Annotated in this window: 22 protein-coding genes and 1 pseudogene; 14 read left to right on the forward strand and 9 right to left on the reverse strand. The window is 60.6% G+C overall.

Features of this window, described 5'->3' with window-relative positions; all coding sequences use genetic code 11:
• Positions 1–36 precede the first annotated feature (36 nt).
• Positions 37–1179: an MFS transporter gene (locus tag HBN98_RS11665; protein WP_064589813.1), complete on the reverse strand. Its 1143-nt coding sequence runs from the start codon at positions 1177–1179 to the stop codon at positions 37–39.
• 184 nt (positions 1180–1363) lie between these two features.
• Positions 1364–2857 (reverse strand): aldehyde dehydrogenase, encoded by a 1494-nt coding sequence (locus HBN98_RS11670; protein ID WP_064589814.1) that lies wholly within the window; start codon positions 2855–2857, stop codon positions 1364–1366.
• 234 nt (positions 2858–3091) lie between these two features.
• Here HBN98_RS11670 and HBN98_RS11675 point away from each other — a divergent pair, with 234 nt between their 5' ends.
• Entirely contained in the window at positions 3092–3454 is a 363-nt protein-coding gene (locus HBN98_RS11675; protein ID WP_064589815.1) for a cupin domain-containing protein, read from the forward strand.
• A gap of 179 nt (positions 3455–3633) precedes the next feature.
• Here the strand turns inward: HBN98_RS11675 and rpmG are convergent, their stop codons facing one another.
• Together rpmG and rpmB are read right to left on the reverse strand one after the other, a co-directional pair.
• A complete protein-coding gene (gene rpmG / locus HBN98_RS11680) occupies positions 3634–3789 on the reverse strand; it encodes a 50S ribosomal protein L33 (protein WP_003177274.1) in 156 nt (51 codons plus the stop codon).
• An 11-nt stretch (positions 3790–3800) separates the two neighbouring features.
• Positions 3801–4034, reverse strand: coding sequence for a 50S ribosomal protein L28 (rpmB, locus tag HBN98_RS11685; protein WP_003229474.1), 234 nt, complete (start codon positions 4032–4034; stop codon positions 3801–3803).
• 446 nt (positions 4035–4480) lie between these two features.
• On the opposite strand from rpmB, the gene HBN98_RS11690 reads away from it, so the two are divergent.
• The gene (locus tag HBN98_RS11690; RefSeq protein ID WP_083367550.1) at positions 4481–6067 is read left to right on the forward strand and encodes an ABC transporter substrate-binding protein; all 1587 of its coding nucleotides are present in this window, start codon (positions 4481–4483) and stop codon (positions 6065–6067) included.
• Between the two features lie 133 nt (positions 6068–6200).
• Here the strand turns inward: HBN98_RS11690 and radC are convergent, their stop codons facing one another.
• The gene (radC, locus tag HBN98_RS11695; protein ID WP_064589817.1) at positions 6201–6875 is read right to left on the reverse strand and encodes a RadC family protein; all 675 of its coding nucleotides are present in this window, start codon (positions 6873–6875) and stop codon (positions 6201–6203) included.
• A gap of 135 nt (positions 6876–7010) precedes the next feature.
• Between radC and coaBC the strand changes: the two genes are divergently transcribed.
• The 4 genes and pseudogenes from coaBC (at position 7011) to argB (ending at position 11311) form a co-directional block, all read left to right on the forward strand.
• On the forward strand, positions 7011–8219 hold the full coding sequence (gene coaBC / locus HBN98_RS11700) for a bifunctional phosphopantothenoylcysteine decarboxylase/phosphopantothenate--cysteine ligase CoaBC (RefSeq protein ID WP_003229480.1): 1209 nt from the start codon (positions 7011–7013) through the stop codon (positions 8217–8219).
• A gap of 5 nt (positions 8220–8224) precedes the next feature.
• A complete protein-coding gene (gene dut, locus HBN98_RS11705; RefSeq protein ID WP_003229483.1) occupies positions 8225–8680 on the forward strand; it encodes a dUTP diphosphatase in 456 nt (151 codons plus the stop codon).
• A 331-nt stretch (positions 8681–9011) separates the two neighbouring features.
• A pseudogene (locus HBN98_RS11710) lies at positions 9012–10388 on the forward strand (phosphomannomutase/phosphoglucomutase); the annotation flags it as partial.
• Between the two features lie 17 nt (positions 10389–10405).
• Entirely contained in the window at positions 10406–11311 is a 906-nt protein-coding gene (gene argB / locus HBN98_RS11715) for an acetylglutamate kinase (protein WP_003229488.1), read from the forward strand.
• Positions 11312–11498: 187 nt separating this feature from the next.
• On the opposite strand, the gene pyrE is transcribed toward argB, so the two are convergent.
• A complete protein-coding gene (gene pyrE, locus HBN98_RS11720) occupies positions 11499–12143 on the reverse strand; it encodes an orotate phosphoribosyltransferase (protein WP_007954442.1) in 645 nt (214 codons plus the stop codon).
• A gap of 82 nt (positions 12144–12225) precedes the next feature.
• Between pyrE and HBN98_RS11725 the strand changes: the two genes are divergently transcribed.
• Complete coding sequence (locus tag HBN98_RS11725) at positions 12226–13005, forward strand: exodeoxyribonuclease III (RefSeq protein WP_003229491.1); 780 nt, start codon at positions 12226–12228, stop codon at positions 13003–13005.
• Between the two features lie 76 nt (positions 13006–13081).
• Here the strand turns inward: HBN98_RS11725 and HBN98_RS11730 are convergent, their stop codons facing one another.
• The gene (locus tag HBN98_RS11730) at positions 13082–13450 is read right to left on the reverse strand and encodes a DUF4870 domain-containing protein (RefSeq protein ID WP_003229492.1); all 369 of its coding nucleotides are present in this window, start codon (positions 13448–13450) and stop codon (positions 13082–13084) included.
• 29 nt (positions 13451–13479) lie between these two features.
• Positions 13480–14202 (reverse strand): ribonuclease PH, encoded by a 723-nt coding sequence (rph, locus tag HBN98_RS11735; protein WP_064589819.1) that lies wholly within the window; start codon positions 14200–14202, stop codon positions 13480–13482.
• A gap of 270 nt (positions 14203–14472) precedes the next feature.
• Between rph and HBN98_RS11740 the strand changes: the two genes are divergently transcribed.
• The 6 genes from HBN98_RS11740 to HBN98_RS11765 all read left to right on the forward strand — a co-directional run bounded on the left by HBN98_RS11740 (position 14473) and on the right by HBN98_RS11765 (position 19780).
• The gene (locus tag HBN98_RS11740; RefSeq protein ID WP_083367547.1) at positions 14473–15336 is read left to right on the forward strand and encodes a YicC/YloC family endoribonuclease; all 864 of its coding nucleotides are present in this window, start codon (positions 14473–14475) and stop codon (positions 15334–15336) included.
• Between the two features lie 10 nt (positions 15337–15346).
• Entirely contained in the window at positions 15347–15967 is a 621-nt protein-coding gene (gmk, locus tag HBN98_RS11745; protein ID WP_064589821.1) for a guanylate kinase, read from the forward strand.
• A gap of 167 nt (positions 15968–16134) precedes the next feature.
• On the forward strand, positions 16135–16398 hold the full coding sequence (rpoZ, locus tag HBN98_RS11750) for a DNA-directed RNA polymerase subunit omega (RefSeq protein WP_008030604.1): 264 nt from the start codon (positions 16135–16137) through the stop codon (positions 16396–16398).
• A gap of 57 nt (positions 16399–16455) precedes the next feature.
• Positions 16456–18561: a bifunctional GTP diphosphokinase/guanosine-3',5'-bis pyrophosphate 3'-pyrophosphohydrolase gene (gene spoT / locus HBN98_RS11755; RefSeq protein WP_064589822.1), complete on the forward strand. Its 2106-nt coding sequence runs from the start codon at positions 16456–16458 to the stop codon at positions 18559–18561.
• 24 nt (positions 18562–18585) lie between these two features.
• Positions 18586–18966 carry a RidA family protein gene (locus tag HBN98_RS11760; RefSeq protein ID WP_003229509.1) on the forward strand — a complete coding sequence of 127 codons (381 nt, stop codon included), beginning with the start codon at positions 18586–18588 and terminating at the stop codon, positions 18964–18966.
• Positions 18967–19039: 73 nt separating this feature from the next.
• On the forward strand, positions 19040–19780 hold the full coding sequence (locus HBN98_RS11765; RefSeq protein ID WP_083367546.1) for a putative periplasmic lipoprotein: 741 nt from the start codon (positions 19040–19042) through the stop codon (positions 19778–19780).
• Between the two features lie 138 nt (positions 19781–19918).
• On the opposite strand, the gene HBN98_RS11770 is transcribed toward HBN98_RS11765, so the two are convergent.
• Positions 19919–20776, reverse strand: coding sequence for an SDR family oxidoreductase (locus tag HBN98_RS11770; RefSeq protein WP_083367545.1), 858 nt, complete (start codon positions 20774–20776; stop codon positions 19919–19921).
• A gap of 188 nt (positions 20777–20964) precedes the next feature.
• Here HBN98_RS11770 and exbB point away from each other — a divergent pair, with 188 nt between their 5' ends.
• The gene (exbB, locus tag HBN98_RS11775; protein ID WP_083367544.1) at positions 20965–21918 is read left to right on the forward strand and encodes a tonB-system energizer ExbB; all 954 of its coding nucleotides are present in this window, start codon (positions 20965–20967) and stop codon (positions 21916–21918) included.
• The last annotated feature ends 3 nt before the right edge of the window (positions 21919–21921 follow it).

Consider the following 21921-nt stretch of genomic DNA (forward strand, 5'->3'; position numbering starts at 1 on the left):
CCTGTAGGAGCTGCCGCAGGCTGCGATCTTTTGACCTTAAGCCGTTTGCACCGCCCCGAACGCACCTTGGCGCATCAGCAGAATCACCAGTCCAAACGCCCCGGCCGCCATCAACAATGGCAACGCATGCCCGCTGATCCACTGACTACCCGCCCCCGCCATCAAAGGCCCGATCAGACAGCCAACACCCCACAGCTGCGCAATGTGCGCATTGGCCCGCACCAGCGCGTCGTCGCGATAGCGCTCGCCGATCAGGATCAGTGACAAGGTGAACAGCCCGCCAGCACTGGCTCCGAACAACACCCACAACGGCCAGATCAACAGCGTATCGATCAGCATCGGGATCGCCAGGCTCGACAGCATCAGGACCACTGCGCAGCCGGTGAACAACGTGCGCCGCGACAGGTAATCCGCCAGCGCACCGATCGGCAGTTGCAGCAGCGCATCGCCCACCACCACCGTGCTGACCATCGCCAACGCGATCTCGGCGGTGAAGCCCTGTTGCAGGCAATACACCGGCAGCAGCGTCAGGATCATCGCCTCGAACGCGGCGAACAACGACACCGCCCAGGCAATTGCCGGCAACTCGCGGGCAAACCCCCACAGGTCGCTGAAGGTCACGCTGCTGGCTTCACTGCTCGGCGCACCGCTGCGGCCCATCAACAGCAATGGCGAGACTGTCAGCAGCCCGACGCCGACCCAGAACCCATAATCGTGTTCAGTGCCCAGTGCGCCCAGCAGCAGCGGACCAGACAGTTGGCTCAATGCGTAACTGCTGCCATACAGCGCCACGAGGCGGCCGCGCCAATGCTCCACCACCAGTTGGTTGATCCAGCTTTCGCCAAGGATGAACACGATGGTCAGGATCACCCCGATCATCAGGCGCAGCACCAGCCAGATCGGATAACTCGGCAACAGCGCCAGCAAGCCGATCGACAACGCGCCGGCCCACAAGCACAGGCGCATCAGGTTCGCCGTGCCGAAACGCGCTGCCAGATGACTGGAAATCTTCGCCCCCAGCAACACGCCAATCGCCGGCATCGCTGCCATCACACCGATGGCGAAAGAGCCGTAACCCCAGCTCTCCAGACGCAACGACACCAGCGGCATGCTGACCCCCAGGGCCAGACCGACACTCAAGACAGACGCCAACACGGCGAAATACGTCGCCCAACGCATGGTCCACGCTCCTGTGGATATTCTTTTTGTATTCACACAAAACACTGTGGGAGCGAGCCTGCTCGCGAATACGGTTTCACATTCAGCACAACGGCTGACTGATGCACCGCTATCGCGAGCAGGTTCGCTCCCACAGGGGATCACGTCTGGAAGGCCTGCTCGTGACAGGCCCTTCGTTAACGACTTACAGCTTGATCCACGTCGCTTTCAGCTCGGTGTACTTGTCGAACGCGTGCAGCGATTTGTCGCGACCGTTGCCCGACTGCTTGAAGCCGCCGAACGGCGCGGTCATGTCGCCACCGTCGTACTGGTTGACCCACACACTGCCGGCGCGCAGTGCCTTGGCGGTCAGGTGGGCCTTGGAGATGTCCTGAGTCCACACCGCAGCGGCCAGGCCATACGGCGTGTCGTTGGCGATCTGGATCGCTTCTTCAGCAGTGTCGAACGCGATGACCGACAGCACCGGCCCGAAGATTTCTTCCTGAGCGATCTTCATGGCGTTGCTCACGCCATCGAAAATCGTTGGCTCAACATATGTGCCACCGGTTTCCTGAAGGATGCGCTTACCGCCGGCCACCAGTTTGGCGCCGTCGGTGTGACCGGACTCGATGTACGACAGCACAGTGTTCATCTGCTGGGTATCGACCAGCGCGCCGACATTGGTGGCCGGATCCAGCGGATTGCCCGGTTTCCAGGTTTTCAGCGCCTCGATCACCATCGGCAAAAATTTGTCCTTGATCGAACGCTCGACCAGCAGACGCGAACCGGCGGTGCAGACTTCGCCCTGGTTGAAGGCGATGGCGCTGGCAGCGGATTCGGCAGCGGCTTGCAGGTCCGGCGCATCGGCAAACACGATGTTCGGGCTCTTGCCACCGGCTTCCAGCCAGACGCGCTTCATGTTCGATTCGCCGGAATAGATCATCAGTTGCTTGGCGATCTTGGTCGAACCGGTGAATACCAGAGTGTCGACGTCGTTATGCAGGGCCAGCGCCTTGCCAACGGTATGACCGTAACCCGGCAGCACGTTGAGTACGCCTTTAGGAATACCGGCCTCGACGGCCAGCGCAGCGATACGGATGGCGGTCAGCGGGGATTTTTCCGATGGCTTGAGGATCACCGAATTACCGGTGGACAGCGCCGGGCCGAGTTTCCAGCAGGCCATCATCAGCGGGAAGTTCCACGGCACGATCGCGCCGACAACACCGACCGGCTCGCGGGTCACCAGACCCAGTTGATCGTGCGGGGTAGCCGCCACTTCGTCGTAGATCTTGTCGATCGCCTCGCCGCTCCAGCTCAGCGCCTGCGCCGCGCCCGGCACGTCGATGTACAGCGAATCGCTGATCGGCTTGCCCATGTCGAGGGTTTCGAGCAGCGCCAGCTCTTCGGCGTGCTGCTTGAGCAGGCCAGCGAAACGGATCATGGTGGCTTTGCGTTTGGACGGCGCCAGGCGCGACCAGACGCCGGAATTGAAGGTGGCGCGGGCGTTTTCCACAGCACGCTGAGCGTCGGCGGCATCACAGCTGGCGATTTTGCCCAGCAGACGGCCATCGACCGGGCTGATGCACTCGAACGTCTCGCCGGAAACGGCGTCGGTGTATTCGCCATTGAGGTAGGCGCGGCCTTCGATCTTCAGGTCGCGGGCGCGTTGTTCCCAATCGGCACGAGTCAGGGTGGTCATTCGAGTGTCCTCCTCTTGTTGAATAGAGCGCCGCGGTCTTCGCGGTCGTCTTCAGGAATGCTGCCCGGCCAGCCTGCTTTTCGGCCCAAGGCACCCGCCACCCTAAACCAGCGGCCGGGGTTGTTTCAATATATTTGACATAAGCGCGCCATACGGCCTTGCGGTGTTCAATTTAATAAACATAGACTTTGGCCTTTTCAAGCCACCGCGCCGTCATCACGGGAGAAAACAACAATGAACATCCAGAACGTCGTCGACATCAGCCTGACCAGCAGCGAAGCCGAGCGCTATCGTCCGGACCCGGCCAAAGTGCTCAAGGGCGATCCCGAGCAAGCGGTGTTTCATCAATACGAAAGCCCCTGTGGACAGATGGGCGTCGGCGTGTGGGAAGGTGCGGTCGGGCAGTGGACGGTGAATTACACCGAGCATGAATACTGCGAAATCCTGCAGGGGGTTTCGGTGCTGCGTGATAGCGATGGCAATGCCAAGACCTTGCGCGTGGGCGACCGTTTCGTGATTCCGGCGGGTTTCCGTGGCACTTGGGAAGTGCTGGAAGCGTGCCGCAAGATCTATGTGATTTTCGAACAGAAGGCCTGAGTCTTTCGCTGATATTACCGGCCCCTTCGCGAGCAGGCTCGCTCCCACATTCGAACGCTTTCCATTGTGGGAGCGAGCCTGCTCGCGAAAGCGTCGCAACAGTCAGCACAAAATTCCAGGCAACAAAAAAGGCCCGTATCGTGAGATACGGGCCTTTTTTGTAAGTCGGGAAAAATCAATTACTTGATTTTGCCTTCCTTGTAGATCACGTGCTTGCGAACAACCGGATCATATTTCTTGATCTCGATTTTGTCCGGGGTAGTACGCTTGTTCTTGTCGGTAGTGTAGAAGTGACCAGTACCGGCGCTCGAGATCAAACGAATCAATTCACGCATGATTAGCTCCCTTAAATCTTGCCATCGCGGCGAAGTTCGGCGAGCACGACACTGATGCCACGCTTGTCGATGATGCGCATGCCTTTGGCAGATACGCGCAGACGCACAAAACGTTTCTCTTCTTCAACCCAGAAGCGGTGATGCTGCAGGTTCGGCAGGAAACGACGACGGGTTTTGTTGTTTGCGTGGGAAATGTTATTCCCGGTTACCGGACCCTTACCGGTAACTTGACATACTCTCGACATGCCTCAGCCCTCTAAAACCACATGCCCAACCCGGCATGGGTTGGCCGCTTAATCTCTCAGTCATTTGGCGCCAGGCGCCGCGTTTCTTTAGAGGTCTTACCGGCTACACCTACAGTGAAGGAACCGGGCCCCTAGAAAAGAGCGCTGCTTTATACCAGAAAGACCGGGGTGCAACAACAATGGATGTGCAATCAACCGGTAAAAAGGCGAATTTTCCGGCTGCGGGCGCCTTGGATAAAGGCTGCCGCCAGTTTTGACCACTCGTCGCAGAAAACCGCTCTTACAGAGGTTTCCGACTTTTCTCCGCGCGCCACGGTCTGAAAATCGCCAGTGCACTGCCCCGAAAATGCAAAAAGGGGATAGTCATTTGCAATCCAGCCCTCTAGGGTAACCCTTTTCCAGACTGCACCTGCAGATGGGCCTTCGATCTGTAAAGGAAGCCGACCATGCGCCTCGCTGCCCTACCCCTGTTGCTCGCCCCGCTTCTGCTGAGCCCACTGGCCCAGGCTGCCGCCCTGAGCGTCTGCACCGAGGCCAGCCCCGAAGGGTTCGACGTGGTGCAATACAACTCGCTGACCACCACCAACGCTTCGGCCGACGTGCTGATGAACCGTCTGGTCGACTTCGACACCGCCAGCGGCAAAGTCGTGCCGAGCCTGGCCGACAGCTGGGAAGTCAGTCCCGACGGCTTGAGTTACGTGTTCAAGCTGCACCCACAGGTGAAGTTTCACAGCACAGACTATTTCAAGCCGACCCGCACCCTGAGCGCCGAAGACGTCAAGTTCAGCTTCGACCGTATGCTCGATCCGGCCAACCCATGGCACAAAGTGGCGCAAAGCGGCTTCCCGCACGCCCAGTCCATGCAACTGCCGGCGCTGATCAAGAAGATCGACGCGCTCGACCCGCTGACCGTGCGCTTTACCCTCGACCACCCGGACTCGACGTTCCTGGCGACCCTGAGCATGGGCTTCGCCTCCATTTATTCCGCCGAGTACGCCGACAAGCTGCTCAAGAGCGACGCGACCGACAAGCTCAACAGCCAGCCGATCGGCACCGGTCCGTTCATCTTCACGCGCTTCCAGAAAGACGCATCGGTGCGCTACAAGGCCAACCCGGATTACTTTGGTGGCAAACCTGCGGTCGACCCGCTGATTTTCGCCATCACCCCGGACGCCAACGTGCGCCTGCAAAAGTTGCGGCGTAACGAGTGTCAGATTGCCCTCTCGCCGAAACCGCTGGATGTGCAAGCGGCGCAGCAAGAGCCGACGCTGAAAGTGGAAAAAACTGACGCCTTCATGACCGCTTTCGTCGGCATCAACAGCCAGCACCCGCCGCTGGACAAACCAGAAGTACGCCAGGCGATCAACCTTGCCTTCGACAAGGCCAACTACGTCAAAGCCGTGTTCGAAGACACTGCAGAGCCCGCCAACGGCCCTTACCCGCCGAACACCTGGAGCTACGCGAAGAACCTGCCGGGCTATCCACATGACGTGGCCAAAGCCAAGGCGCTGATGGCCAAGGCCGGACTCAAGGACGGCTTCCAGACCACCATCTGGACTCGCCCGTCCGGCAGCCTGCTCAATCCGAACCCGAGCCTCGGCGCTCAGCTCTTGCAATCGGATCTGGCAGAAATCGGCATTCAGGCGGAAATCCGCGTGATCGAGTGGGGCGAACTGATTCGCCGCGCCAAGGCTGGCGAGCATGACCTGCTGTTCATGGGCTGGGCCGGTGACAACGGTGATCCGGACAACTTCCTCACGCCGCAGTTTTCCTGCGCGGCGGTCAAGTCCGGCACCAACTTCGCCCGCTACTGCAATGCCGATCTGGACAAGCTGATCAGCGCCGGCAAGACCACCAGCGAACAAGGCGTGCGCACCAAGCTGTATGAACAGGCCCAGGCGCAGATCCAGCAGCAGGCATTGTGGCTGCCGCTGGCGCACCCGACCGCTTATGCGCTGACGCGCAAGGATGTGCAGGGTTACTCGGTGAGCCCGTTCGGGCGGCAGGACTATTCGAAGGTCAACCTCAAATAACCTGCCCTACACAAAACCTGTAGGAGTGAGCCTGCTCGCGATAGCAATCTTCCAGTCACTGAACAAGCTGACTGAAATGACGCCATCGCGAGCAGGCTCACTCCTACATGGAGTTGCGTTTTGCCCGTGAGAATTACATCCAGCCACACTCCGCCATCGACAGCGGCTCCCCGTCGCCAATGATGAAGTGATCCAGCACCCGCACATCAATCAACTCCAGCGCCTTCTGCAAGCGCTTGGTGAGCAGGCGATCCGCCTGACTCGGATCGGTGTTGCCCGACGGATGGTTGTGGCACAGGATCACCGCCGCCGCGTTGTTTGCCAGAGCGCGCTTGACCACTTCCCGGGGATGCACGCTGGTGTTGTCGATGGAGCCGCGAAACAGCGCTTCAAAGTTCAACACTTGATGTTTGGAGTCCAGAAACAGGCAACCAAAGACCTCGTGCGGCTCATGGCGCAGCATGGATTTGAGGTAATCGCGAACGGCTTTCGGGTTTTCCAGCGCCGTTTTTTCGCGTGAACACTCGGCCAGATGGCGCCTGTTCATTTCCTGAGCGGCCTGCAGCTGGGCAAATTTTGCTGGCCCCAGGCCCAACTGTTTACTGAAAGCTTCCAGATCGGCCTCAAGCAGCAAACGCAGGCTGCCAAACTGATTCAACAGGTGTCGCGCCAGATCCACGGCGCTTTTTCCCGCCACGCCCGTGCGCAAAAAAATGGCCAGTAACTCGGCATCCGAAAGACTCGCCGAACCCTGTTCCAATAACCGTTCCCGCGGCCGTTCCGCCGCAGGCCAATCGCGAATACTCATGCACACTCCTTGTCTGTGGGCGCCGCTGTTCCATAGCGGTCGCTGTGATATCGTAGCCCATCTTTTTTGCGGGCGAATTCACCCTGGGGAGGGGGTTTCGCCACGTAAGTCACCCACGAAATCAAAGGCAGACCTATGCAGCGGCTGTATCGGAAACGCATCGTTCTGGGCGTCGGCGGCGGCATCGCGGCCTACAAGAGCGCCGATCTGGTTCGTCGCCTGATCGACCAGGGCGCCGAAGTGCGCGTGGTCATGACCCATGGCGGCGCCGAGTTCATCACCCCGCTGACCATGCAGGCCTTGTCCGGGCACCCGGTTCACCTCGACTTGCTCGACCCGGCCGCCGAAGCGGCGATGGGCCACATCGAGCTGGCCAAATGGGCCGACCTGGTATTGATCGCTCCAGCCACCGCCGACCTGATCGCCCGTCTGGCCCAAGGCATCGCCAACGATTTGCTGACCACCCTGGTACTCGCCACCGACGCCGTTGTAGCCGTCGCGCCGGCGATGAATCAGGCGATGTGGCGCGACCCGGCGACCCAGGCCAACCTGCAACTTCTGGAAAGCCGCGGCCTGAAGACCTTCGGCCCGGCCTCCGGCAGCCAGGCCTGCGGCGACGTCGGCATGGGCCGGATGATGGAAGCCACCGATCTGGCGCAGTGCGCGGCAGACTGCTTCCAGCGTCAGGCACTGACCGGCAAGCACGTAGTGATCACCGCCGGCCCGACCCAGGAAAACATCGACCCGGTGCGCTACATCACCAACCACAGCTCCGGGAAAATGGGCTTTGCCCTCGCCGAAGCCGCGGTGGAAGCCGGCGCCCGTGTGACCCTGATCAGCGGCCCGGTGCACCTGCCGACGCCGGATCGCGTCACGCGCATCGACGTGGTCAGCGCCCGCGACATGCTCGCAGCGTGCGAATCAGCCATCCCGTGCGATGTGTTCATCGCCTCGGCCGCGGTGGCGGACTACCGTCCGGAAGTCGTTGCCCCGCAAAAACTCAAGAAAGACCCTACAAGCGGCGACGGCTTCGTCCTGCAAATGGTGCGTAACCCGGACATCCTGGCCACCATCGCGACCCGTCCCGACCGTCCGTTCAGTGTCGGCTTCGCCGCCGAGACCGAACACCTGCTCGACTACGCTGCACGCAAGCTGAAAGACAAGAATCTCGATTTGATCGTCGCCAACGACGTGGCCAATCCGAGCATCGGTTTCAACAGCGAAGAAAACGCCTGCAGCGTGATCGACCGTGAGCTTCACGCCACCGTTTTCGCCCAGACCAGCAAGAGCAAGATCGCTCGCCAACTGGTCACTTTTATCGCCGAACGTCTGAACCAGGTTTAATTTACATGCACGCTTTGCAAGCCAAGATCCTCGACCCACGCATCGGTACCGAATTCCCGCTGCCGCAATACGCCACCCCGGGCTCCGCCGGCCTCGACCTGCGCGCCATGCTGGAACAGGACATCGTGATCAAGCCGGGTGAAACCGTGCTGATCCCTACCGGCCTGTCGGTTTACATCGGCGACCCGAACCTCGCCGCGCTGATCCTGCCGCGCTCGGGCATGGGCCATAAGCACGGCATCGTGCTCGGTAACCTCGTCGGCCTGATCGACTCCGATTACCAGGGCCCGTTGATGGTGTCCTGCTGGAACCGTGGCCAGTCCGACTTCACCATGACCGTCGGCGAGCGTCTGGCGCAACTGGTGCTGGTGCCGGTGGTGCAGGCGCACTTCGAAATGGTTGAAGAGTTCGTTGAAACCGAGCGCGGCGCGGGCGGTTTCGGCCATACCGGCACCAAGTAACGGGTGAAGATTCATTGTGGCGAGGGAGCTTGCTCCCGCTTGGGTGCGCAGCGCCCACAAGATCTTTGGGGCCGCTACGCAGCCCAGCGGGAGCAAGCTCCCTCGCCACAAAGAATGCGCTACATCGGCAGCAGGTTTTAGCACCGAAAATCAGGGTTTTGCTGGCCACAAGCCACGCCAGCCGAGGCGTCATGGCCCTTTCACACCACGAACTCTCTGTGGAAAACGCCGTCATACCCTTCAGTTTGAGCCTGCCGCCGAGTGAATCGTCGGTCTGTCCCGCCACTTTCGAGATGGAGCATTTGTGCAGATGAGCACCCCAGCCAAGATCGCCCCGAAGCTGCCCGACAGCATTTTCCGCGCCTACGACATTCGCGGCACCGTGCCGGAATTCCTCAATGCCGAAACCGCTTACTGGATCGGCCGCGCCATCGGCTCGCAGAGCCTGGCCCAGGGTGAGCCGAATGTGTCTGTCGGCCGTGACGGTCGCCTGTCCGGCCCGGAACTGGTGGCCGAGCTGATCCGCGGTATCGCCGAGAGCGGCTGCCATGTCAGCGATGTCGGCCTGGTCCCGACCCCGGCGCTGTATTACGCGGCCAACGTGCTGGCCGGCAAGTCGGGGGTGATGCTCACCGGCAGCCATAACCCGTCGAACTACAACGGCTTCAAGATCGTGATCGCCGGCGACACCCTCGCCAACGAGCAGATTCAGGTGCTGCACGAGCGCATCAAGACCAATAACCTGACCAGCGGTCAGGGCAGTGTGACGCAGGTCGAGATCCTCGACCGTTACACCACCGAAATCGTCCAGGACATCAAACTGGCCCGCCGCCTGAAAGTCGTGGTCGACTGCGGCAACGGCGCAGCCGGCGTGATCGCCCCGCAACTGATCGAAGCGCTGAACTGCGAAGTCATCCCGCTGTTCTGCGAAGTCGACGGCAACTTCCCCAACCATCACCCGGATCCGGGCAAACCTGAGAACCTCGTCGACCTGATCGCCAAGGTCAAGGAAACCAACGCCGACCTCGGCCTGGCCTTCGATGGCGACGGCGACCGCGTCGGCGTGGTGACCAACACTGGCAGCATCGTCTACCCGGATCGCCTGCTGATGCTGTTCGCCCGCGACGTGGTGGCGCGCAACCCGGACGCGGAAATCATCTTCGACGTCAAATGCACCCGCCGTCTGGTGCCGCTGATCAAGGAATACGGCGGTCGTCCGCTCATGTGGAAGACCGGTCATTCGTTGATCAAAAAGAAAATGAAACAATCCGGTGCTCTATTGGCCGGTGAGATGAGCGGGCATATCTTCTTCAAGGAGCGCTGGTTCGGTTTCGACGATGGCATCTACAGCGCCGCGCGCTTGCTGGAGATCCTCAGTAAGGAAAAATCCACCGCCGAAGAGCTGTTTGCGACCTTCCCGAACGATATTTCTACGCCTGAAATCAATATCCATGTGACCGAAGAGAGCAAATTCAGCATCATTGATGCACTGCACGACGCACAATGGGGCGCAGGCGCTGACCTGACCACCATCGACGGCGTGCGGGTCGACTACGCCAAAGGCTGGGGCCTGGTGCGCGCGTCCAACACCACACCGGTGCTGGTGCTGCGTTTCGAGGCCGATGACGAGGCTGAATTGCAGCGCATCAAGGATGTGTTCCACGCCCAACTGAAACGCGTTGCACCTGATCTCCAACTACCGTTCTGATTCACCCGGAGCCCTGAATGACCCTCGAACGCGAAGCCGCCGCCCACACCGCCCAGGTCCTGTCCGAAGCGTTGCCTTACATCCGACGTTATGTCGGCAAGACCCTGGTGATCAAATACGGCGGCAACGCGATGGAAAGCGAGGAGCTGAAAACCGGCTTCGCCCGCGACATCGTCTTGATGAAGGCCGTGGGCATCAACCCGGTCGTGGTTCACGGCGGCGGCCCGCAGATCGGTGATCTGCTCAAGCGCCTGTCGATCGAAAGCCATTTCGTCGACGGCATGCGCGTCACCGACGCCGCGACCATGGACGTGGTGGAAATGGTCCTCGGCGGTCAGGTCAACAAAAGCATCGTCAACCTGATCAACCGTCACGGCGGCAGTGCCATCGGCCTGACCGGTAAAGACGCCGGGCTGATTCGTGCAAAGAAACTGACCGTCACCCGCCAGACCCCGGAGATGACCCAGCCGGAAATCATCGACATCGGTCAGGTGGGCGAAGTGGTCGGGATCAACACCGAGCTGCTGAACCTGCTGGTCAAAGGCAACTTCATCCCGGTGATCGCGCCGATCGGCGTGGGTGAGAACGGCGAGTCGTACAACATCAACGCTGACCTGGTGGCCGGTAAAGTCGCCGAGGCGCTGAAAGCCGAGAAGCTGATGCTGCTGACCAACATCGCCGGCCTGATGGACAAGTCGGGCACCGTCCTGACCGGCCTGAGCACCCAGCAGGTCGACGACCTGATCGCCGACGGCACCATCTACGGCGGCATGCTGCCGAAGATCCGCTGCGCACTGGAAGCGGTTCAGGGCGGTGTCGGCAGCTCGCTGATCATCGACGGTCGCGTACCGAACGCGATCCTGCTGGAAATCTTCACAGACACCGGTGTGGGCACGCTGATCAGCAATCGCAAGCGTCCTTAAGCAGTCGCGGAAACAAGAAGACCCCGCTCAGCCTGGCTGAGCGGGGTCTTTTTTTGTCTGCTGCATTCCATCTTTTGTGGCGAGGGAGCTTGCTCCCGCTGGGCTGCGTAGCAGACCCAAAAGGCGGATGAGCGCTACGCACTCAAGCGGGAGCAAGCTCCCTCGCCACAGTGCTCACTCCAAGCAATTACACGCCGAACTGGGCGCGATACGCTTCCACGGCCGGCAGGTGCTGCTTGAGCTGCGGATCGTCAGCTAGGAATTCCAGTACTTGGTTCAGCGAAACGATGCTGATCACCGGAATACCGAAATCACGCTCGACTTCCTGGATTGCCGACAACTCACCGTTGCCACGCTCCTGACGGTTCAGGGCGATCAGCACGCCCGCCGCCTTGGCGCCGTCCTGGGAAGCGATGATCTGCATCACTTCGCGGATCGCGGTGCCGGCGGTGATCACGTCGTCGATGATCAGCACTTCACCGGTCAGCGGCGCGCCGACCAGACTGCCACCTTCACCATGGGCCTTGGCTTCCTTGCGGTTGAAGCACCACGGCAGGTCACGGTTGTGGTGCTCGGCCAGCGCGACGGCAGTGGTTGCCGCCAGCGGAATGCCTTTGTAGGCCGGGCCAAACAGTACGTCGAAAGGAATGCCGCTCTCGGCAATGGCTGCTGCGTAGAAACGCCCCAGCTGCGCCAGGGCCGAACCCGAGTTGAACAGGCCGGCGTTGAAGAAGTAAGGACTGGTGCGCCCGGACTTCAGGGTGAACTCACCGAAGCGCAAAACGCCGCGATCGATGGCAAAACGAATGAAATCGCGCTGATACGCTTGCATGAAAAAAACCCCAAATACCACGGATTTAGCTAATTAGCTTGACGCCGTGTATCATACACGCACGCGATTTTTGGGGCCATTTATGCGGATCATCAGTGTGAACGTCAATGGTATTCAGGCTGCAGTCGAGCGTGGTTTGCTCAGTTGGCTGCAAGCACAGAATGCCGACGTCATCTGCCTGCAGGACACCCGTGCCTCCGCCTTTGAACTGGATGACCCAGCCTTCCAACTGGATGGCTACTTCCTTTATGCCTGCGATGCTGAAGTCCCTGCCCAAGGTGGCGTGGCTTTGTATTCGCGGTTGCAACCGAAGGCTGTCATCAGCGGTCTCGGTTTCGAGACGGCCGACCGCTACGGGCGCTACCTGCAAGCAGATTTCGACAAAGTCAGTATTGCCACCTTGCTGCTCCCTTCGGGGATGAACGGCGATGAGGACTTGAACCAGAAGTTCAAGCTCATGGACGACTTCGGCAAGTACCTGGACAAACAGCGGCGCAAACGTCGCGAGTACATTTATTGTGGCTCGCTGTACGTCGCGCAGCAGAAGCTCGACATCAAGAACTGGCGCGACAGCCAGCAATCCCCGGGCTTCCTGGCGCCAGAACGCGCCTGGATGGACGAGATTGTCGGCAACATGGGCTACGTCGACGCCCTGCGCGAAGTCAGCCGCGAAGGCGACCAGTACAGCTGGTGGCCGGACAACGAACAGGCCGAGATGCTGAACCTGGGCTGGCGCTTCGATTACCAGCTGCTGACCCCGGGCCTGCGGCGCTTCGTGCGCAGCGCACGCCTGCCGCGTCAGCCACGGTTCTCGCAGCACGCGCCGCTGATCGTCGACTACGACTGGACGCTGACCATCTAAGCGTCGATTCGTGGGTGCAAAAAAGCCGACATCGCTGTCGGCTTTTTTGTGCGCGCTGATTTCCTGCAGCTGATCGTTATTTGATCAACCGCCAAGTGAACGGGTAACGGTAAGGAAACCCTTCATTGGCCTTCACCCCGGCAATGATCGTCAGCACCAATGCGCCGATGGCCAGCAGGCCCAGCAGGAAGAAGCCGATGATCAACACCATCAGCAGCAGACAGATCGCGGCAGCAATCGCCACGGTGATCTGAAAGTTCAGCGCTTCCTTGCCCTGAGCATCGATGAACGGATCGGTTTCGCGCTTCATCTGCCACAGGATCAACGGCCCGATCAGGTTACCGAACGGAATCCAGATCCCCAGCAACGCAGACAAGTGACAAAACATCGCCCATTGGCGAACCTCCTGGCTCGGCTTGGGCAGTAACTCTTGCTCATCACTCATCGCGTCCTCCTTGCGGGTTACGAACCTGCTCAGTCGGCCAGTGCAGCCTGTTGCAGTTCGAAGATTTCGTTCATGCCTTTCTTGGCCAGTTCCAGCATGGCATTCAGCTCTTCAGGCTGGAACGGTGCGCCTTCAGCGGTGCCCTGGACTTCGATGAAGCCACCGGTGCTGGTCATCACCACGTTGAGGTCGGTCTCGGCAGCGGAATCTTCAAGATAGTCCAGATCCAGCACCGGCTCGCCTTGATACATGCCAACCGACACCGCGCCGATCATTTGCTTGAGCGGGTCGCCGCCTTTCAGGCCGCCACGCTTCTTGATCACTTTCAACGCATCGACCAGAGCAACCATGGCGCCGGTGATGGACGCGGTGCGGGTGCCGCCGTCAGCCTGGATCACGTCGCAGTCGACGTACAGGGTCACATCGCCCAGTTTGGACATGTCCAGCGCAGCGCGCAGGGAACGGCCGATCAGACGCTGGATTTCCAGGGTGCGGCCGCCCTGCTTGCCACGGCTCGCTTCACGCTGGTTACGCTCGCCGGTGGCGCGCGGCAGCATGCCGTATTCGGCGGTCAACCAGCCCTGGCCCTGGCCTTTGAGGAAACGCGGCACGCCGTTTTCGACGCTGACGGTGCAGATGACCTTGGTATCACCGAATTCGACCAGTACGGATCCCTCGGCGTGTTTGGTGTAGTTGCGGGTAATGCGGATCGAGCGAAGCTGATCGGCAGCGCGACCACTTGGACGTTTCATAGGGAATACCTGTACTGGGGACGGAAAACTGCCGAGCATTATAGAGCGCTGCACCGCGCCTGGGCACGGGTTAAAAATTCCGGCCGTCGAGCCAAAGCCCTGAAACGCGCATAACCGACGGCCTGCAGCTCTTTGTCACACCGTGTGTTTGGGCGCATCCGCCGCACTGCGCTACAATCCTGCGCCTTTGCTGCCAGTCGGCTTAAATTCATTGATATCGAGCCTGCGGAACATCCCTTCTGCGCCGATCTGCATTGCGAGGTCACCGCCATGGTGCACAGCATGACCGCCTTCGCCCGCGTCGAGAAAGCCGGCGTCCAGGGCACACTGAGCTGGGAGCTGCGCTCGGTCAACAGCCGCTATCTGGAACCGCACCTGCGCCTGCCGGAGTCGTTTCGCGACCTCGAAGGCGCCGTGCGTGAAGCGCTGCGTCAGGGCCTGTCGCGGGGCAAACTGGAATGCACCCTGCGTTTCACCGAAGAAAGCACCGGCAAGCCGCTGCAAGTCGACCGCGAGCGCGCCGCGCAACTGGTCGCCGCGGCCGAAACCATTGCCGGCCTGATCAACAACCCGGCGGCACTGAACCCCTTGGAAGTGTTGGCCTGGCCTGGCGTGCTGGTCGCCGACGCAACCGATCCGCAGGCGCTGAATGCCGAGGCGCTGGCCCTGTTCAATCAAGGCCTGAAGGAACTCAAGGCTGGCCGCGAGCGCGAAGGCGCGGAGCTGGCACGCCTGATCAACGAGCGCCTGACCTCGATCGAAGAAGACGTCGTGACCCTGCGTGAACTGGTGCCGCAGATGCTTGCCACGCAGCGCCAGAAAGTCCTCGACCGCTTCACTGACATGAAGGCCGAGCTGGACCCGCAGCGTCTGGAACAGGAAATGGTCATCCTCGCGCAAAAGAGCGATGTGGCCGAAGAGCTGGATCGCCTGAGCACCCACATCATCGAAGTGCGCCGGGTGCTCAAGTCCGGCGGTGCCGCTGGCCGGCGCCTGGACTTCCTGATGCAGGAGCTCAACCGCGAAGCCAACACACTGGGCTCCAAGGCCTTCGATCCGCGCAGCACCCAAGCCGCCGTCAACCTCAAGGTGTTGATCGAGCAGATGCGCGAACAAGTGCAGAATATTGAGTAAGGCAACAGACATGACCCACAGCACCGGCACCCTTTACATCATTTCCGCGCCATCGGGCGCGGGCAAAAGCAGCCTGGTCAAGGCTTTGACCGATGCCAATCCAGAGATCCGTGTCTCTATCTCCCACACCACCCGCGCCATGCGCCCGGGCGAAGTGGACGGCGTGAACTATCACTTCGTGACCCGCGAAGAGTTCGTGAAGATGGGCGAGCACGGCGACTTCCTCGAACGCGCCGAGGTCTTCGGCAATTTCTACGGCACCTCGCAAAGCCGCCTGCAGCAGACACTGGACGAAGGTCACGACCTGATCCTGGAAATCGACTGGCAGGGTGCCGAGCAAGTGCGCAAGCTGATGCCGCAGGCGCGCTCGATCTTCATCCTGCCGCCGTCGCTGCAGGCCCTGCACCAGCGCCTGACCAACCGTGGCCAGGACAGCGACGAGATCATCGACGGGCGGATGCGCGAAGCGGTCAGCGAGATGAGTCACTATGTCGAGTACGACTACCTGATCATCAACGACGATTTCGCCCACGCGCTGAACGATCTGCAGGCGATTTTCCGCGCCAATCAGCTGCAACAGAAACGCCAGCAAGTGCGTTTCGGCAGATTGCTGGCTGAATTGCTCGGTTAAACAGCACTTCCCAAAACCGCTGCAAGCGCTTTACATTGGTGCTTGCAGCGCGTTGAAGGGTCTGGTCAAAAAATCAGCGCTTCCCTAATCGCTGGTGATTTTTTAAACTGTTGAGTCCGCTCGCCCAACCGGGCAGCGCGCATATTGCATTCGCTCCGAGGAATACCATGGCCCGCGTAACCGTTGAAGACTGCCTAGAACACGTGGAAAACCGCTTTGAGCTGGTCATGCTCTCTACCAAGCGTGCCCGTCAACTGGCCACCGGCGGCAAAGAGCCACTGGTCCAGTGGGAAAACGACAAGCCTACCGTTGTCGCCCTGCGTGAAATCGCTGAAGGCCTGATGAGCTACGAGTTCATCGCCGAGCAGGAAATCGTCCAGGATGAACCGCTCTTCGCTGCTTTCGAGGACGAGTCCAACGAGGCCGTCTAAGCCTATGCCTGGTCGACGTAGCACGGCGCGGGAACACAGCCTACGGCAGGAGTCATCATGCCGAGCATAGACGCCCTCGCCGATCGCTTATCGACCTACCTCGGCAATGACCAGGTCAACCTGGTCCGCCGAGCGTATTTCTACGCCGAACAAGCCCATGACGGTCAGCGCCGTCGCAGCGGCGAGGCGTACGTCACGCATCCTCTTGCCGTGGCCAATATTCTTGCCGACATGCACATGGACCATCAGAGCCTGATGGCCGCGATGCTGCATGACGTGATCGAAGACACCGGTATCGCCAAAGAAGCACTGCAGGCGCAGTTCGGTGAAACCGTGGCCGAACTGGTCGACGGGGTCAGCAAACTGACCCAGATGAACTTCGAGACCAAGGCCGAAGCCCAAGCCGAAAACTTCCAGAAAATGGCCATGGCCATGGCCCGCGATATTCGTGTGATCCTGGTCAAACTCGCCGACCGCCTGCACAACATGCGCACGCTGGAAGTGCTGTCCGGGGAAAAACGCCGGCGGATCGCCAAGGAAACCCTCGAGATCTACGCGCCCATCGCCAACCGCCTGGGCATGCACGCGATCCGCATCGAATTCGAAGACCTCGGCTTCAAGGCCATGCACCCGATGCGTTCCGCGCGGATCTACCAGGCGGTCAAACGCGCCCGGGGCAACCGCAAGGAAATCGTCAACAAGATCGAAGAGTCCCTCGGCCATTGCCTCGCCATCGACGGCATCCAGGGCGAAGTCAGCGGTCGTCAGAAACACCTCTACGGCATCTACAAGAAAATGCGCGGCAAGCGTCGGGCCTTCAACGAGATCATGGACGTCTATGCGTTCCGGATCATCGTCGACAAGGTCGATACCTGCTACCGCGTGCTGGGTGCTGTGCATAATTTGTACAAACCGCTGCCAGGGCGCTTCAAGGATTACATCGCGATTCCCAAGGCCAACGGCTACCAGTCGCTGCACACCACGTTGTTCGGCATGCACGGTGTGCCGATCGAGATCCAGATCCGCACCCGTGAAATGGAAGAGATGGCCAACAACGGCATTGCCGCCCATTGGCTGTACAAATCCAGCGGTGACGAACAGCCGAAAGGCACCCATGCCCGCGCCCGTCAGTGGGTCAAAGGCGTGCTGGAAATGCAGCAACGTGCCGGCAACTCGCTGGAATTTATCGAGAGCGTGAAGATTGACCTGTTCCCGGACGAGGTCTACGTGTTCACGCCCAAAGGCCGGATCATGGAGCTGCCAAAAGGCTCTACGGCGGTCGACTTTGCCTACGCGGTGCACACCGACGTCGGCAATAGCTGCATCGCCTGCCGGATCAACCGTCGTCTCGCGCCGCTGTCCGAACCGCTGCAAAGCGGCTCCACGGTCGAGATCGTCAGTGCCCCCGGCGCCCGGCCGAACCCGGCGTGGCTCAATTTCGTGGTCACCGGCAAGGCACGCACGCACATCCGCCATGCACTGAAACTGCAGCGCCGCTCCGAGTCCATCAGCCTCGGCGAACGTCTGCTGAACAAGGTGCTCAATGGTTTCGACAGCGCGCTGGAGAAAATCCCGGCCGAGCGGGTCAAGGCGATGCTCACCGAGTACCGTCTCGAACTGATCGAGGATTTGCTTGAAGACATTGGTCTGGGCAACCGCATGGCCTATGTCGTGGCGCGCCGTCTGCTCGGTGAAGGCGAACAGCTGCCAAGCCCGGAAGGTCCGCTGGCGATTCGCGGCACCGAAGGCCTGGTGCTCAGCTACGCCAAATGCTGCACGCCGATCCCGGGCGACCCGATTGTCGGCCACTTGTCAGCGGGCAAAGGCATGGTCGTGCACCTGGACAACTGCCGCAACATCAGCGAAATCCGGCACAACCCGGAAAAATGCATCCAGCTCTCGTGGGCCAAGGATGTCACCGGCGAATTCAACGTCGAACTGCGCGTCGAGCTGGAGCACCAGCGCGGCCTGATCGCCCTGCTGGCCAGCAGCGTCAACGCAGCCGATGGCAATATCGAGAAAATCAGCATGGACGAGCGCGATGGTCGCATCAGCGTCGTCCAGCTGGTGGTCAGCGTCCACGACCGTGTGCACCTGGCCCGCGTGATCAAGAAACTGCGCGCCCTGACCGGGGTCATCCGCATCACCCGCATGCGTGCATAACTCACACCTAACAAGGAGTCATACATGACCAAGACCGTTATCACCAGCGACAAGGCCCCAGCCGCCATCGGCACCTACTCCCAGGCGATCAAGGCCGGCAACACCGTCTACATGTCGGGTCAGATTCCTCTGGACCCAAAGACCATGGAACTGGTTGAAGGCTTCGAAGCCCAGACCGTCCAGGTATTCGAGAACCTGAAAGCCGTCGCTGAAGCGGCCGGCGGTTCGTTCAAGGACATCGTCAAGCTGAACATCTTCCTCACCGACCTGAGCCACTTCGCCAAGGTCAACGAGATCATGGGCAAATACTTCGACCAGCCGTACCCGGCCCGCGCCGCCATCGGCGTTGCTGCCCTGCCGAAGGGCTCGCAAGTCGAAATGGATGCCATCCTGGTCATCGAGTAATGCACACGGCGCAGCCTTCAACCGCTGCGCCGACTGCTCTGCGGTAAAGAAAAGGTTTTGAAAGGATTCCACCATGCGCAAAGCGCTTGCTCTCTCGCTGCTCGCCATTTTCCTCGGCGGCTGTGCCAGCGACCCCGCCGACCGTGACATCAGCGGCACCTGGCTCAACCAGGTGGCGATCGATGCTGCTGCCAAGGGCGGCCCCCTGCGCGAAGCGCTTCAGGCCTATGGCCCGAACCTGGAGTGGGACGTCAACACCAAGGCCGGTCAGGCCCGCTACACCAACGGTTTCGAGAACGTCGAAGGACGGCTGCAGGGTGAACAGTCCGGCGCCTGGAAAGTCGACTTCTATGGCAGCTCCGGCAGCGAGCTGAAACGCGACGGCGGCCGGATGAAACAGGCCGCGACCGAGAACGAACCCGACCAGGTGTTCGACCGCGCGCAGATCCCCATACCCGAAGGCGCACCGATCGGCGCCAGCTTCGAGCGCGCACTGTATTCGGCGTATCTGGGCGGCAGCTGGAAGATTGCCAGCGGCGACGGCGAAGGCAATACCGTGCAATTCCAGGCCGACGGCCAGGTCTCCGGCCTGCCCGGCGCCGACCGCTATGCCCTGTGCCTGGCAGGCGACTGCGCCTCGATGAACAGCGACCACGACAGCATGTGGCTGCAGCTCAACGGGCAAGGCAACAACTGGATCTTCGCCCGCAAAGGCAAGGCACTGGAGATTTTCCAGGCGGTAAATACTGCACTGACCGATGAAATGCCGCAGTTCACCCCGGGTGAACGCAAGTGGTTGCTTGAGAAGCAGTAAGCATCCCCCGAGAGCAACACATGACTCTGTAGGAGTGAGCCTGCTCGCGATGACGCTTTAACAGCCAACATAAGTGTTGAATGTTATGGACTCATCGCGAGCAGACTCACTCCTACAGTTATTTGGGGTGACCGGAAGTCAGCACTTACCTTCTAGAATCGCCGCATAACCTTCGCGATAACTTGGATACGTCGGCGTCCACCCCAGCGCTTTCGCCCGGGCATTGCTGCAGCGCTTGCTGCCAGTGCGGCGTACGCTGGCGTCTTCGGCCCACTCGGTGACACCCAGGTATTCGCGCAGCCACGCGACCACCTCGGCCAGCGGCGCCGGCGCGTCGTCAACCCCGATGTAGATATCCTGCAGCGGTTCGCCACGATGATCGGTTTCCAGCAGAAACGCCATCAAACCCGCAGCGTCATCGGCATGAATGCGGTTGCCATACAGCGGCGGCTCGACCGCCACCCGATAACCGCGACGCACCTGGGTCAGCAACCACTCACGCCCCGGACCGTAGATCCCGGTCAGGCGCACAATGCTCGCCGGGATACCACTCTTGAGCGCCACTTGCTCGGCTTCGAGCATCAGTCGCCCGGAATATCCGCTGGCGACGGTTTCTGAATCCTCGTCGACCCACTCCCCTTCCAACTGCCCATACACACTGCTGCTAGACACGAAGAGCAGCCGATCCGGGGTTTGCCCGTAGTCGTCCAGCCAGCTCAATACGTTCTGCAACCCCTGCACATACGCTGCGCGATAACCGGCCTCGTCGTGATCAGTGGCCGCCGCGCAATACACCAGGTAATCCACGGCACCCACCGGCCAGGTCTCGGGGCAGTCCTCCTTGAACAAGTCACCGGCCACGCCGATCACGCCCTCAGGCAGACGCGAAACATCGCGACGCAGGCCGTGCACTTCCCAACCGCTAGCCAGCAATTGCTTGGCCAGACGGCTCCCGACATCACCACAACCGGCGATCAAAACCGAAGGCGCAGACATTCAAAAACTCCCGTTACAAGGGCTTAAACCACACTCATCGGGTGACGAGTGGTTAGCAATCAAGGAAAAAAAGAGACTCTATTACTTTAGTTAACAAGAATTACTTGCAATAATGCACGCCACTTTTGTTCTCGGCCTCACGAGGCCTGGAAGAGCATCACCGTTTTTCTATCTCAGGTCCGGCCAGCATGACACGTAATCAATTTCCCGCTTCGCCAACCACACGACCTCGCGCCTGGAGCGCCATAGCGGCGCTGTTGCTCAGCCTGATGCTGGCGCCGACCGCCGCGCTCGCTGACGCCCAAGCCCCGGCCGCTCCGGCAGCCACCGAACAGCACGCGCCTGCCGCCGCGCCAGCTGCCACCGACCCGGTGCAAGCGGTAGACGCCAGCCCGGCAGACGCCCCTGAAATACTCGAACCCGACAACAGCCTGGGCATGGCCCACGACCTGTCGCCATGGGGCATGTATCAGAACGCCGACATCATCGTGAAAATCGTGATGATCGGTCTGGCCATCGCCTCCATCATCACCTGGACCATCTGGATCGCCAAAGGCTTCGAGCTGATGGGCGCCAAGCGTCGCCTGCGGGGTGAAATCGCCGCCCTGAAAAAAGCCGCCACCCTCAAGGAAGCCAGCGCCACGGCAGCCAAAGAAGGCACCCTCGCCAACCTGCTGGTACACGACGCGCTCGAAGAGATGCGCCTCTCGGTCAACAGCCGCGAAAAAGAAGGCATCAAGGAGCGCGTCAGCTTCCGTCTTGAGCGTCTGGTCGCAGCCTGTGGCCGCAACATGAGCAGCGGCACCGGCGTCCTCGCCACCATCGGTTCCACCGCGCCGTTCGTCGGCCTGTTCGGCACCGTGTGGGGCATCATGAACAGCTTCATCGGCATCGCCAAGACCCAGACCACCAACCTCGCCGTCGTCGCGCCGGGCATCGCCGAAGCGCTGCTGGCCACCGCACTGGGTCTGGTGGCTGCGATTCCTGCGGTCGTGATCTACAACGTGTTCGCCCGCTCCATCGCCGGCTACAAAGCGCAGGTCTCCGACGCTTCGGCGCAGGTTCTGTTGCTGGTCAGCCGTGACCTCGACCACCAGCCTGAGCGCAGCAGCTCGCAACCGCACATGGTGAAAGTGGGGTAATCG

It is taken from the genome of Pseudomonas koreensis (assembly GCF_012986595.1).
GTDB classification, from domain to species: Bacteria; Pseudomonadota; Gammaproteobacteria; order Pseudomonadales; family Pseudomonadaceae; genus Aquipseudomonas; species Aquipseudomonas koreensis.

What these genes read in the sequence shown, in the direction of transcription:
- argB (WP_003229488.1), top strand. Translation starts at nt 10,406, where the DNA reads ATGACCCTCGAACGCGAAGCCGCCGCCCACACCGCCCAGGTCCTGTCC.
- HBN98_RS11665 (WP_064589813.1), bottom strand. Translation starts at nt 1,179, where the DNA reads ATGCGTTGGGCGACGTATTTCGCCGTGTTGGCGTCTGTCTTGAGTGTC.
- HBN98_RS11730 (WP_003229492.1), bottom strand. Translation starts at nt 13,450, where the DNA reads ATGAGTGATGAGCAAGAGTTACTGCCCAAGCCGAGCCAGGAGGTTCGC.
- rpmG (WP_003177274.1), bottom strand. Translation starts at nt 3,789, where the DNA reads ATGCGTGAATTGATTCGTTTGATCTCGAGCGCCGGTACTGGTCACTTC.
- HBN98_RS11675 (WP_064589815.1), top strand. Translation starts at nt 3,092, where the DNA reads ATGAACATCCAGAACGTCGTCGACATCAGCCTGACCAGCAGCGAAGCC.
- rpoZ (WP_008030604.1), top strand. Translation starts at nt 16,135, where the DNA reads ATGGCCCGCGTAACCGTTGAAGACTGCCTAGAACACGTGGAAAACCGC.
- spoT (WP_064589822.1), top strand. Translation starts at nt 16,456, where the DNA reads ATGCCGAGCATAGACGCCCTCGCCGATCGCTTATCGACCTACCTCGGC.
- rph (WP_064589819.1), bottom strand. Translation starts at nt 14,202, where the DNA reads ATGAAACGTCCAAGTGGTCGCGCTGCCGATCAGCTTCGCTCGATCCGC.
- exbB (WP_083367544.1), top strand. Translation starts at nt 20,965, where the DNA reads ATGACACGTAATCAATTTCCCGCTTCGCCAACCACACGACCTCGCGCC.
- rpmB (WP_003229474.1), bottom strand. Translation starts at nt 4,034, where the DNA reads ATGTCGAGAGTATGTCAAGTTACCGGTAAGGGTCCGGTAACCGGGAAT.
- HBN98_RS11740 (WP_083367547.1), top strand. Translation starts at nt 14,473, where the DNA reads ATGGTGCACAGCATGACCGCCTTCGCCCGCGTCGAGAAAGCCGGCGTC.
- HBN98_RS11690 (WP_083367550.1), top strand. Translation starts at nt 4,481, where the DNA reads ATGCGCCTCGCTGCCCTACCCCTGTTGCTCGCCCCGCTTCTGCTGAGC.
- HBN98_RS11765 (WP_083367546.1), top strand. Translation starts at nt 19,040, where the DNA reads ATGCGCAAAGCGCTTGCTCTCTCGCTGCTCGCCATTTTCCTCGGCGGC.
- HBN98_RS11670 (WP_064589814.1), bottom strand. Translation starts at nt 2,857, where the DNA reads ATGACCACCCTGACTCGTGCCGATTGGGAACAACGCGCCCGCGACCTG.
- pyrE (WP_007954442.1), bottom strand. Translation starts at nt 12,143, where the DNA reads ATGCAAGCGTATCAGCGCGATTTCATTCGTTTTGCCATCGATCGCGGC.
- coaBC (WP_003229480.1), top strand. Translation starts at nt 7,011, where the DNA reads ATGCAGCGGCTGTATCGGAAACGCATCGTTCTGGGCGTCGGCGGCGGC.
- dut (WP_003229483.1), top strand. Translation starts at nt 8,225, where the DNA reads ATGCACGCTTTGCAAGCCAAGATCCTCGACCCACGCATCGGTACCGAA.
- radC (WP_064589817.1), bottom strand. Translation starts at nt 6,875, where the DNA reads ATGAGTATTCGCGATTGGCCTGCGGCGGAACGGCCGCGGGAACGGTTA.
- HBN98_RS11725 (WP_003229491.1), top strand. Translation starts at nt 12,226, where the DNA reads ATGCGGATCATCAGTGTGAACGTCAATGGTATTCAGGCTGCAGTCGAG.
- HBN98_RS11770 (WP_083367545.1), bottom strand. Translation starts at nt 20,776, where the DNA reads ATGTCTGCGCCTTCGGTTTTGATCGCCGGTTGTGGTGATGTCGGGAGC.
- gmk (WP_064589821.1), top strand. Translation starts at nt 15,347, where the DNA reads ATGACCCACAGCACCGGCACCCTTTACATCATTTCCGCGCCATCGGGC.
- HBN98_RS11760 (WP_003229509.1), top strand. Translation starts at nt 18,586, where the DNA reads ATGACCAAGACCGTTATCACCAGCGACAAGGCCCCAGCCGCCATCGGC.